Source organism: Janthinobacterium goodfellowi, from assembly GCF_051380695.1.
Lineage (GTDB): Bacteria > Pseudomonadota > Gammaproteobacteria > Burkholderiales > Burkholderiaceae_D > Janthinobacterium.
On sequence record NZ_JBNYXN010000005.1, the window covers coordinates 174,415 to 186,370 of the forward strand.

The following is an 11,956-nucleotide window of genomic DNA, read 5'->3' on the forward strand; positions in this document are numbered from 1 at the left end:
TGCTGGGAAACCGCGTAATCTCATCCCGTATTTTTCCGGCCCAAGGCCTGACGCATTTCAAGGTATGGGCGGGAGCGCGCTGCTGCACGTTCCCGCCGCCGTGCCAGGCGCGGCGCCTGGCGTGGTGCACGGCGTCAGACCACGAAGTTGGCCGCCGTCAGCTGCGTGATGTTCACGCCGCTGAGCAGCACCAGCGCCGTGTCGATGGCGTTGGCGTTGCTCAGGTCACTCGAGTGATACACCGTCACGGCGCCGCTGTTTTGCGCATCGGCGATGACGATGTAGCCCTGTCCCGACAGGACGCTGTCGTCGGCCGCGATGGCGCTGGCCGCCGCGCCGATCGACACGGACGTGCCGTCGAAGATGAACAGGTTGTTGTTGCTGAAGTCCGTGCCCACGTTGACGCCCACTGCCACCGACGCCGTCAGGTGGGCGATGGCCGACATGTCGATCACGTCGCCGCCGGCGGCCGGCAGGCCCGTGCTGAAGTCGGCCACCGTCAGCGGATTGTGCAGGGCGTTCTGGCTCAGCACGAACAGCTGGCTCGCGTCCGTCAGGTCGGCCTGGGCCTGGGCAGCCGCTGCCGCCGCGGCATCGGCGTTCGCCGTCACCGTCAGCGAGCTGGCGTCCGTCAGGTCCGCCTGCGCCTGCGCCTGCAGGGCGGCGGCCGCTGCCGCATCGGCTGCCAGGTGCAGGGCGTTGGCGTCCGTCAGGTCGGCTGTATGGGCCGCCGCCAGCGCCGCCGCCGCTGCCGCATCGGCAGCCTGCGTGAGCGCCACGGCATCGGTCTGGTCGGCCAGCGCCTGCACGGCGGCGGCGTGGGCGGCGTCCGCCGTCGCTACGACGGCCAGGGCATTGGCGTCGGTTTGCGCGGCGATGGCGTTCGCTTGCGCCAGGGCGACGTCGGCTGCCTGTGCGTCGGCCTGGGCCTGCGCCGCCGCCGCGTCATCGGCATATGCCGCGTTCGCGTTGGCATGCGCCTGCGCCGCTGCCGCCGCCGCGCTGGCGGCGGCGGCATCGTCGGCTTGCGCCGCTTGCAGGGCCAGCAGGGAAGCGGCCGCCTGTGCCTGTGCCACTGTCGCGGCCGCATCGGCCGCGTGGGCGGCCAGCGCGGCTGCCGCCGCATTGTTGGCGTTGAGGGTGGCGGCTGCCGCTGCCGCATCGTCGGCCTGTGCCGCCTGGGTGAGCGCCAGCGAGGCGGCGGCTTGCGCTGCCGCTGCCGCGGCTGCATTGTCGTCGTTCTGCGCTGCCGTGGCCGCTGCCAGTGCGCTGGCGGCCGTTGCCGCCGTGCTGGCGGCGAGGGCGTCGGCGGCGATGGCGGCCGTGTGCGCGGCGGTCGCGGCGGCGGCGTTGGCCGCGGCCTGATTGGCGGCCGTGTCGTCGGCCTGCGCCGCCTGGGCGGCGAGCAGTGCCGCTGCCGCTGCCGCCGCGCTGGCGGTGGCGGCGGCATCGGCCGCTGCCGCTGCCGTGGCAGCCGCTTGCGCCAGCGCCGCGTTGGCGGCGGCATCGGCTGCCGCCTGGTCGTCGGCGACGGCTGCGTTGTGCGCCGCCTGGGCGTTGGCGGCGTTCGCCGCTGCCAGCGCCGCCGCCGCGTCATCGGCCTGCGCCGCCTGCGTGGCTGCCAGGGTAATGGCTGCCGCGACGGCCGCTGCCGCTGCCGCTGCATCGGCGTCGTGCGCGTTTTGCGCCGCCAGCTGGGCGGCGGCTGCCGCGGCGGCGGCGGCGGCGACATTCGCATCGGCAGCCAGGGCCGCGTCCAGGGCCAGTTGCGCATTCGCTGCCGCCGTGGCGGCCGCTGCCGCCGTGGCGTCGTCGGCCTGGGCATTGAGGGTGGCGGCCATGGAAATGGCTGCTTGCGCCGCCGCCGCTGCCGCGGCGGCATCGGCGTTTTGCGCCGCGACGGCCGCCGTATGCGCGGCAGTCGCATTGGCTGCCGCGGTGGCAGCCGCCGCATCGTCGGCCTGGGCCGCCGCCAGCGCCGCATGGGCGGCCGCGGCATTGGCATTTGCCTGGGCCGCGGCATCGGCCGCACCCTGGGCGGTGAGGAGCAGGTTCAGTTTCAGCGTCCTGTCATTGTTGGCGTCCAGGGCGTTGGTATCGGCCGTCACGGCGGCGTTCAGGTTGAGGATTGCCGCGTTGAGCGCGGCATGCGCGTTGAGCGCTGCCGTATCGGCCAGTTGCGCCGCCAGGGTGGCGGCCGCCGAGAGGGCGGCCGTGTGCGCGGCATTGGCGGCGGCATCGTCGGCGGCCAGGGCGGCGCTGGCGGCGTTGAGCGCGTTGTTGGCCGCCGTGGCCAGGGCGGCCAGGCCGGCGTCGGCCACCAGCGCGGCGTCGGCAAGAACTTGCGCTGCCGCCGCGGCTGCCGCCGTGCTTGCCGCCGTGGCGTCGTCGGCCAGGGCGGCATTGGTGGCGGCGAGCGAGGCGCTGGCCGTCAATATGGCCGCGTTGAGCGCCGTCGTGGCGGTATTCAGGGCCGCTTGCGCGTTGGTCGCTGCCGTGCTGGCTGCTGCTGCGGCGTTGTCGTCTGCCAGAGCCTGGTTCAGTGCGGCCAGTGCGGCGGCTGCCGCTGCCGCTGTCGTGCCGACGGCGGCATCGGCCGCCTGGGCGGCTTGCGTGGCTGCCAGCGAGATGGACGCCGTGAGGGCGGCTGCCGCGGCGGCGATATCGTCCGCTTGCGCGTGCTGCGTGGCGGCGGCCGAGATGGCGGCCACGGCGGCGGCTGCGGCGGCAGCCGTATCGGCGGCGGTAGCGGCGACTGCGGCGGCCGTGGCATTGGTGGAGTTCAGCACGGCTGCCGCGGCGGCCGCATCGTCGGCCAGGGCCGCATTCAGGGCGGCCAGTGCGTTGGCCGCGATGGTGGCGGTGCTGGCGGCGGCATTGTCGGCCAGTTGCGCCGCCTGCGCGGCCGCTTGTGACGCAGTGGCGACGGTGGCCGCGGCGGCGGCCGCCAGATCGTCGGCGATGGCGGCGGCCGTGGCTGCGCTGGCCGTCACGGCGGTAGCGGCGGTGGCGGCCGCATTCGCGTCCGCCTGCAAGGCCGCATTCAGGGCGGCCAGGGCATTGGCTGCCGTTGCTGCCGTCGCGGCGGCAGCGGTATCTGCCGCCTGCGCCGCCTGGGCCGCCGCCAGCGAGGTGGCAGCCACGCCGGCGGCGGTGGCCGCCAGCGTGTCGTCCAGCTGCGCCGCCGTGGCTGCCGCTTGCGAAGTGAGGGCCAGGGTGGCGGCGGCGGTGGCGGCATTGTCGGCCGCGAGCGCATTGTTCAGCGCGGTCAGGGACGCTGCCGCCGTGGCTGCCGTCGAGGCGGCCGCCGCGTCATCGGCCTGCGCCGATTGCGCCGCGGCGAGCGACAAGGATGCCGTGGTGGCGGCGACGGTGGCGGCCAGCGCCGCCACCAGGTCGAGCGGATGGGCCTGCGAGTAAGCGGCCAGGGAAGCGGCATTCGCCGCGTCGTTGTTGGCGATGGTGGTGAGCGCCGCGGCATCCGTCAGGGCGGCCTTGGTGGCTGCCACGGTGGCGGCCGTGACGTCGAGCGTGTGGGCGGTGCCGAGAAGGACGGCGTCGGTGAGGCCGGCGACGGTGGCGGCGGCCGTGGCGGCCGTGGCATTCACGGTCGCGACCAGGCCCAGGGCGACGGCGTCCGTCAGGTTGGCCGTCGTTTGCGCGGCGGTGGCGGCGGCCGCGTCGACGGTCGCCGTCAGTCCCAGGGCGACGGCGTCGGTCAGCGCGGCGGTGGCCGCAGCCGTGTTGGCGGCGGCCGTGGCGGCCGTCGAGACGGTGCCCAGTGCAACCGCATCGGTCAGGTTGGCAACGGCGGCAGCGGCGCTGGCGGCCGTGTTGGCGGCCGTCGAAACGAGGCCCAGCGCCACGGCGTCGGTGAGGTTGGCCGTCGTTTGCGCCGTGGCAGCTGCTGCCGCATCGACCGTGGCGACCAGGCCCAATGCCGTGGCGTCGGTCAGCGCGGCGGTGGCGGCAGCCGCATTGGCGGCGGCGGTGGCCGTCGCAGAGAGCGTGCCCAGGGCCACGGCATCGGTCAGGTTGGCAACATTCGTTGCCGTATTGGCGGCCGCCGCGGCGGCCGTGGCGATCAGGCCCAGGGCGGAGGCATCGGTCAGGTTGGCCGTCGCTTGCAGGGTGGCGGCCAGGGCGGCGTCGGCGGTCGAGACCAAACCCAGCGCCGTGGCATCCGTCAGCGCCGCCAGGTTGGCGGCGGAGGTGGCGGCCAGCGCATCGGCGTTCGAAATGAGGCTCAGTGCGATGGCATCGGTCTGGCCAGCCGTCGTGATGGCTGCGGCGGCGGCCGCATCGGCGGTCGACGAGACCAGGCCCAGGGCCACGGCATCGGTCTGGTTGGCAACGAATTGTGCCGTCGCCAGCGCATTTTGCGCCAAGGTATTGGCTGCCGTCAAAGTGGTGACCGCCGTCTGTGCGGCAGTTGCGGCGGCGGCATCGGTCGTGGAGATGATGCCCAGCGCACCGGCGTCGGTCAGCGCTGCCGTGGCGGCGGCAGTCGCTGCGGCGGCCTGTGCCGCGGCAGCTGCGCTGACGGCCGAGATGTCGATCCCGCCCAGCAAGGCGGCTGTTTCCGCCGCCGAGACGGCAGCGGCCGCAGTGGCGATGAGCGCATTGGCATCGGTCAGGCCAGCGGTGACTTGCAAGCCGGCGGCCACCAGCGCATCGGCGGCGGAGATGCCGGCAAGGAGGGTGGCATCGGTCAGGCCGGCCGTGATATCGGCATTGTCGGCATCGAGCTGCAAGGCATTGACGGTCGCCGTCAGATCGATCACGCTGGTCTGGCCGGCCGTGACGCTGGCGGCCAGGGCGGCGAGGTTGGCCAGATTGAAGGCATTCAGGGCGACGTTGACATCCAGCAAGCTGGCTTGCGCATTGGCGGCGGCCGCATCCGCGTCCGCCTGGTCGGCAGCTTGCTGCAGGGCGACGACATCGGTCTGGTCGGCTACGGCCTGGGCATTCGCGGCATCGCTGGCGGCGGCCGCGTCGGCAGCGGCCAGGGCGGCCGCATCCGTCTGGTTGGCCGTCGTTTGCGCGGCCAGCGCGGCGGCGGCATCGGCGTCGGAAATCACTTGCAGGGCGGCGGCGTCCGTCAATGCCGCCTGTGCGGCGGCGGCGGCGGACGTGCTGGCGGCCGCATCTGCCGTGATTTGCAGGGCGTCCGCATCGCTCAGGCTGGCGGTGACGACGGCATTCGCCGCGGCGCTGACGGCAAGGGCTGCGGCGGCGTCGAGTGCGGCGGCATCGGTACTGGCGGCCAATGCGGCGGCGGCCGCCGCGGCGGCGTCGGCGTCGGAAATCAGGGCCAGTGCGGCCGCATCCGTCAAGCCGGCCTGGAGTTGTGCGGCATCCGACGCGGCAGTGGCGGCGTCGGCGATCAAGCCCAGGGTGGGCGCGTCCGTCATGTTCGCTTGCGTCTGCGCATTGGCGGCGTTCGTGGCGGCGGCATCGGCGGCCGCTTGCAGGGCGGCGGCGTCGGTGGCGTTGGCGATCGAGGCATCCCAGGCGGCCACGCCGGCAGCGGCGTCCGCTGCCATGCTCAAGGCGACGGCATCGGTCAGACCCGCTTGCGTATTGGCTGCGGCGGCCGCATTCGCGGCGGCGGTGGCGGCGATGCCCAGTGCCGCGGCGTCGCTGGCATTGGCGTTTGCCGCCGCATTCGCTGCCGCGGTGGCGGCGGCGTTCGATGCGGCAGCCAGGGCGGCGGCATCGGTGGCGGCGGCCAGAGTGGCTGCTGCGGCGGCGTTGGCGGCATCGGCATCCGAAATGAGGGCCAGTGCCGCGGCATCGCTCAGGCCGGCCTGGATGCCGGCCGCGATGGCGGCATTGGCGGCGGCGGTGGCCGCCAGGTCCAGCGCGGCGGCGTCCGTGGCATTGGCCAGTGCCGTGGCGGCAGCGGCAGCGGCGGCATCATTGGCCGAGATGACGGCCAGCGCCGCCGCATCGGTCAGCGCCGCCTGGGTGTTGGCTGCGTTGGCGACGACGTCGGTCGCATCGGCGATGGCTTGCAATGCCGGGGCGTTGGTCTGGTCCGCTTGCGTTTGTGCCGCATCGGCGGCGGCGTGCGCGGCGGCGGCGTTGGCGGCGGCCGTGGCGGCAGCCGCATCGTCATTCTGCGCCGACGTGGTGGCGGCTTGCGAGGCGGCCGCCGCAGCAGCGGCCGCGGCCGCGGCGCTGTCGTCATTTGTCGCTGCCGTGGCGGCCGCTTGTGCGCCGGGCACGACAGCGGCTGTGCTGGCCGCCAGCGCATCGTCGCTGGTGGCGCTATTGGCGGCGAGCAAGGCTGCTGCCGCGGCGGCGGCAGCTTGCGCCGCCAGCTGGTCGGCCTGGCTGGCCGCATTCGCGGCGGCCTGCGACGCTGCTGCCGTGGCTGCTGCCGCGGCGGCGGCGGCGTCATCGGCCAGGGCATTGGCGGCTGCGGCCGCGGCGGCGGCGGCGGCCAGCACGGCGGCGTCGGTCACGACGGTGGTGGTGGATTGATTCCCCGTGCCACCCTGTCCGCCGGTCGAGCCGCCCGTGCCCCCGGTACCGCCAGTACCTGTTCCTCCCGTTCCCGTGCCACCGGTGCCGCCGGTACCCGTGCCACCTGTTCCGCCCGTGCCTGTGCCTCCGGTGCCTCCCGTGCCGGTGCCTCCCGTGCCCGTGCCTCCGGTGCCTCCCGTGCCCGTGCCTCCGGTGCCTCCGGTTCCCGTACCGCCCGTGCCGGAACCGCCAGCCGCGGCGCCGCCGCCTCCGCCACCGCCAGCCGCGGCGGCGACCAGGCCAAGGCCGCCGAGCGCGCCCAGCACGCCAAGGCCGCCCAGTCCACCCGCAGCCCCCGCACCCGCGCCTGCGCCCGCCGATGCCCCGGCGACATCGACGACACTGCCGCTGGGGATGCCGGCGGCGCCCGCGCCTGTACCCGCAGCGCCTGCGGCGCCGCCATTGTTATCGCTTTGCGGCGTGCCGAGGTCGGTGCCGCCGGCCTGGCCGGCGGCCGCGCCACTGCCACCGGCGGCCAGGGCGGCAGCCACAGCGGCGGCCGTGCCCAGGGCGGCGGCATTGCCGTTCTCTGCGCTGCCCGTGACTTCCACGACATTTTCAGGCGGCATGGTCGCGCTGGCATCGGCCCCTTTGAGCAGTTCATCGTCGTCATACTGCTTGCGATCGCCGGTTTTCGGGTCGACGGCTTTTTTTGCGGGCGTCGGGATGATCTTGGCGCCAGCGCCTTCGGGATTGACGGGAACTTGGGCTGGGTTTGCGGTCGTGGCCATTTGAAAGTCTCCGGAAAAGGTTATGTATTCGTCGAATTTTCTAAAAATAATAAAAAATCAATAATGTGCTTCGATTCCTTGCTTGCTCCGGCGAGGCTTGGGCCGTGGTCGAACTTGGGTGTTTCCGATGTTGATAGTGGCAAGTAGAACATAATTGGAAAAAAAACGCTGAGTCAAAAGATCGCTACTTCAACAATATTAAAAATATCATTTCCATATTTGTTTTATGTGTCGCCGTTTTGTTGTGGCCTGTTGCGACGGTAACAGGCTTGTCCGGCCGGATGCACTGGCAGGGTGCGGCATTTTTACAAGGAATGCACTGGCTCCCACTCTGAGAATAGTTTCATTTTTGAAACTTTCAATTTCATTTTGATCATTTTCCATAACGCTATTCTGTCCAGCGCCACGCAGGGTAATTCTCACGGATTGTCACGAAATGACTTTTTTCGGCTGAATTTTCTGTCGTGCTGGCGTATTTCTGCGCCTTTTATCCAAAAAGCCATATTGCTATCGAATTGCTAGTTGTTGTTTTTTTGTCTGACGATTATCAAAGGTGATTGGTAATAAAATACGATAGGAATAATTATTTGTAATTTTTATATCGCATTAATGCTATCGAATAAATAGTCGTAATGTGGCGGGCAGGTTTTTTCATAATAACTATCAGTAAAGTAGTTATTATTTCAGGGGGCTTGTGTGGAATAAAATGAAAAACGCCCCGGCGGACGGGGCGTTTTTGATGGGCGCAATGATATTGCGCAGTCAGCCTTCCTCGCGCCAGCGGCGCAGGCGGATGGCGGCGTAAATCAGCGCCGCGCCTGCGGCCGCACCCAGCCAGACGGCCGGCAAGGCCAGGCTGGACCAGGAATTGCTGAACACGTCGACGCGCGTCATGTGCGATCCGCCCTCTGCCAGGGCGTGCATGTGCGGCAGCAGTCCCGGCTCGAACAGATACCAGCTGCCGGGGAGGGTGCCCAGCAGGGCGCGCCCGATGACGTTCATCTGTATCCAGTCGATACCGCTTTCCGTCTGCGTCAGCTTGCCGGCCCAGACGGCCAGGATGAGCAGCAGCAGCGGCACGCCGACAGCCCACAGGAAGACTTTCGACTTGGCCCAGCTCGATACCATCAGCAGCCAGCCGACCGTCGGCAAGGCCCACAGGCAATACACGGGCAGCAAGCCGAACACGCGCAGCGGTCCCAGGTACAGGCCGGGGGTGGCGAGCAGTTCGGCAAACACGTGGATGCCGTTGGCCGCCAGCACGCCGCTCAGGATCAGGACCAGAAGCAGCGAAGTCACGCTGGCGGCAGCGGCCACGATCAGCGGCGCGACCAGCAGGGCGATGGCCGCTTTCGACAGCACCGTCTGCGCATCCGAGATGGGCAGCGATTTCCAGAACAGCACGCTGCGGTCGCGGCGGTCGTCGTGCAGGGCGCTCAGGCAATAAAAGAACACGAGAAAGCCCAGTGCCAGGAACAGCGGCGCGGCCGCATAGATATAGTTGTTGGCGACGGCGTCGATGATTTCCGTGCGGCGCGGACCGAAGGTGCGGGTGTTGAAGACGGTGCTCCAGGACACTTCCTCGCCATTGACGATGAGCGCCGTGCGCATCTTGGTCTTGGCGATGGTGCCTATCGTCATCAGGGCGCCCAGCACGGTCATGACGATGCCGATCAGGGCGGGCGTCCACACCAGCATGCCCTTGTGTTCCCACAATTCACGCCGGATCAGCCATTGCATCTTGTTGGCAGGGGAAATACTCATTGGTACGATCCTTTCATGGTCGCGACAAACAGGTCAGCCAGGCTGGGTGTGCGGACTTCGCCCAGGGCGGTCAGCTGAGTGCGGGCGACGCCGTCGAACAGCATCACCGACTTGCCGAACACGCTGCGTTCGCTGATCGGCTGCAGGGCGCGCGCCGGATTGACGTGCTGCGGGCCCACCATCACCTCGATATAGCGCTCGCCCACTTCTTCCATGCTCGAGGCCAGCACGATCTTGCCGTCGCGAATGAACATCAGGTCGCTGAGGATGTGTTCCACTTCCTCGATCTGGTGCGTGGTGATGACGATGGTCTTGTTTTCATCGAAATAGTCTTCCAGCAAGTTCTGGTAGAACTGCTTGCGGTACAGGATATCGAGGCCCAGGGTCGGCTCGTCGAGCACCAGCAGTTTGGCGTCGATGGCCATCACCAGCGCCAGGTGCAACTGCACCACCATGCCTTTCGACATGGCCTTGACCTTCATCTTCGGCGCCAGCTTGGTGTGCGCCAGGTAGCGCTCGGCCTTGCTGCGGTCGAAACGTGGATGCACGCCAGCAATGAAATCGATGGCGTCGGCCACGCGCAGCCAGCCCGGCAGGATGGCCACGTCGGCGATGAAGCACACGTCGTCCATCAGCGCGTCGCGCTGCACGCGGGGATCGCGCCCCAGCACCGACAGCTCGCCATCGAAGCCCGTCAGGCCGAGGATGGCTTTCAGGGTGGTGGTCTTGCCCGAACCGTTCGGCCCGATCAAGCCGACGATGCGCCCCGGCGCGATATCGAAGCTGATGCCGTCGATGGCGACCTGCTTGCCATACTGCTTGCGCAAGCCGCGTGCGCTGATGACGCTGTCCTTGTTCAATGCATTCATGCGCTCTCTCCGTGTGCGCCACTGTCGCGGCTCGCCTGCAGTAGTTGCTCGAGGTTAAGGCCCAGTTGCGTGATGCGTTCCAGCATCGCCGGCCATTCTTCGCGCATGAAGCGCTCGCGTTCACTGGCCAGCAATTTGTCGCGGGCGCCTTCCAAGACATACATACCGAGTCCTCTGCGTTTTTCTACCAGGGCATCGTCGACCAGTTCCTGGTAGGCGCGCGAAACCGTGATGGGATTCAATTGATAATCGGCCGCCACCTGGCGCACCGAAGGCAGGGCGTCGCCGGACTGCAGCACGCCATCGAGCATCATGCCCACCACCCTGGCCTTGAGCTGGCGGTAGATGGGGCTATTGTCGTTCCATTCCGCGCTCATGGGATGCGCTCCCACAAGGGCGGGGCGGTGCGGCGCGTGAAAAATGCTGTAGGCATCAAAGCTCCGTGGTTTATTGGGTTGGTGTTGTAGTGAACTATAACACTAAGTCTCAAAAAATCAACACGTATTTTCAGGCCAGCCGCGCATGCAGGTCCAGCGCATTGAACAGGGCGGCGCCGGCCGCCGTGTTGTCGAAGATGCACCAGCTGCCCGCCTGCGCCGATGTGCGCAAGTCGGCGGCCAGCGCCGCCAGATAGTCGGCCGGGTAGTCCGAGTAATAAATCTTTGGGCTGCCGTGCAGGCGCAGGTAGGCCACGCTGGTCGTCGGCACGTGCGGCCCCGGCTGTCCCGCAGGCGGATCGGCCCGCACGCGCGTGATGCCTTGCATCGTCAATAGTTCGGTCGCGCCTGCCTCGAACCAGCTGGGGTGGCGCGCTTCGCAGGCGAGCATGCCGTCGAAGCGCTGGCGCAGCGCATGGAAAAATGCGCCGGCCACGTCGGCCTCGAAACGCAGGCTGGGCGGCAGCTGCACCAGCACGCAGCCCAGTTTGTTCCCCAGTTGCATGACTTCTCCCGCAAAACGGTCGAGTTCGGCCGCACCATCGCGCAAGCGCCGTTCGTGTGTGATGCTTCGCGGTAATTTCACGCTGAAGCGGAAATGCTCGGGCACGCTGGCGGCCCAGCGCGCGTAGGTTGACGGCTGGTGCGGGCGGTAGAATGAGCTGTTGATTTCCGCGCAGTCCAGCACCTGGGCATAGCGCTGCAGGTGGCTGCCATCGAGGGGAAAGCGGCTGGCGGCGGCGCTGGAGATGCTCCAGCCGGCCGTGCCGATGTAAACAGTATGCATGGCGCCATTACAGCAAGCCCAGGCGGGCGCGGCTATCGGACAAACGCCCGTGCGGCCGTCGGCGCAAGCCTAGTCGACGATCTCGCCGTTCAGGTCGTGGCGCGTGATGTTGCCGCGCGTATCGATGGCGATCCAGCCGCCACGCGGCTGTTGTGGCGGCGTCACGTCGCATTCCCAGTCGGGCAGGACATAGCGCAAGGTTTCGTCGACTTTATGCACGGCAGGGCGGTGCGTATGGCCGTGGATCATGACGGTGCTCGCGTGTTCGGCAAATACTTGCGCGACGGCATCGGGGGTGACATCCATGATGTCCATGGATTTTTCGCCATTGTGCTCGCGGCTGCTCTGACGCAAACCATCGATGATGGCCTTGCGCTGCGCCAGCGGCATGGACAGGAACTGTTTTTGCCAGGCGGGCTGGCGCACCATGGCGCGAAACTCCATGTAGCTGACGTCTTTCGTGCATTCGGCGTCGCCATGCAGCAAGACGATGCGGCGGCCTGCAATCGTGGCCACGTGCGGTTCGCTGAGCAGGGTGGCGCCGGCGGCGGCGGCAAAGCCGGAGCCGACAAGAAAGTCGCGGTTGCCGGCGATCCAGTAGACGTGCACGCCGGCATCGCTGACAGCGCGGATGGCGGCCGTCATGCGCGCATTGAACGGGTCTTCCAGGTCATCGTCGCCGGCCCAGTATTCGAACAGGTCGCCTAATAGATACAGCGCTTGCGCATATTGCGCATGGTGTTCCAGGAAAGAAAGAAACGCCGCACTGGTGCGCGGGTGCGAGCTCTGCAGATGCAGGTCGGAAATGAAGAGTGCGGCAGGCATTGTCATCGTTCA

6 protein-coding genes are annotated in these 11,956 nt (G+C 68.5%); all 6 read right to left on the bottom strand.

Going from position 1 to position 11,956, the window contains the following annotated elements:
• Positions 1-134: 134 nt before the first annotated feature.
• Positions 135-7,262: a hypothetical protein gene (locus tag ACQ4WQ_RS19745; RefSeq protein WP_436499366.1), complete on the bottom strand. Its 7,128-nt coding sequence runs from the start codon at positions 7,260-7,262 to the stop codon at positions 135-137.
• 762 nt (positions 7,263-8,024) lie between these two features.
• On the bottom strand, positions 8,025-9,026 hold the full coding sequence (locus tag ACQ4WQ_RS19750; RefSeq protein WP_436499368.1) for a hypothetical protein: 1,002 nt from the start codon (positions 9,024-9,026) through the stop codon (positions 8,025-8,027).
• Positions 9,023-9,895, bottom strand: coding sequence for an ABC transporter ATP-binding protein (locus tag ACQ4WQ_RS19755; protein ID WP_436499370.1), 873 nt, complete (start codon positions 9,893-9,895; stop codon positions 9,023-9,025). The genes ACQ4WQ_RS19750 and ACQ4WQ_RS19755 overlap by 4 nt, the downstream gene beginning before the upstream one ends.
• Positions 9,892-10,272, bottom strand: coding sequence for a GntR family transcriptional regulator (locus ACQ4WQ_RS19760; RefSeq protein ID WP_139091276.1), 381 nt, complete (start codon positions 10,270-10,272; stop codon positions 9,892-9,894). Before ACQ4WQ_RS19760 ends, ACQ4WQ_RS19755 begins: the two co-directional genes overlap by 4 nt.
• 130 nt (positions 10,273-10,402) lie before the next feature.
• Entirely contained in the window at positions 10,403-11,119 is a 717-nt protein-coding gene (locus ACQ4WQ_RS19765; protein ID WP_436499372.1) for a DUF72 domain-containing protein, read from the bottom strand.
• A gap of 69 nt (positions 11,120-11,188) precedes the next feature.
• Positions 11,189-11,944 (bottom strand): UDP-2,3-diacylglucosamine diphosphatase, encoded by a 756-nt coding sequence (locus tag ACQ4WQ_RS19770; protein WP_326459042.1) that lies wholly within the window; start codon positions 11,942-11,944, stop codon positions 11,189-11,191.
• Between the last annotated feature and the right edge of the window lie 12 nt (positions 11,945-11,956).

Excerpts from the sequence above, each read along its gene's own strand:
- ACQ4WQ_RS19745 (WP_436499366.1), bottom strand. The coding sequence starts at position 7,262 with ATGGCCACGACCGCAAACCCAGCCCAAGTTCCCGTCAATCCCGAAGGC.
- ACQ4WQ_RS19750 (WP_436499368.1), bottom strand. The coding sequence starts at position 9,026 with ATGAGTATTTCCCCTGCCAACAAGATGCAATGGCTGATCCGGCGTGAA.
- ACQ4WQ_RS19755 (WP_436499370.1), bottom strand. The coding sequence starts at position 9,895 with ATGAATGCATTGAACAAGGACAGCGTCATCAGCGCACGCGGCTTGCGC.
- ACQ4WQ_RS19760 (WP_139091276.1), bottom strand. The coding sequence starts at position 10,272 with ATGAGCGCGGAATGGAACGACAATAGCCCCATCTACCGCCAGCTCAAG.
- ACQ4WQ_RS19765 (WP_436499372.1), bottom strand. The coding sequence starts at position 11,119 with ATGCATACTGTTTACATCGGCACGGCCGGCTGGAGCATCTCCAGCGCC.
- ACQ4WQ_RS19770 (WP_326459042.1), bottom strand. The coding sequence starts at position 11,944 with ATGCCTGCCGCACTCTTCATTTCCGACCTGCATCTGCAGAGCTCGCAC.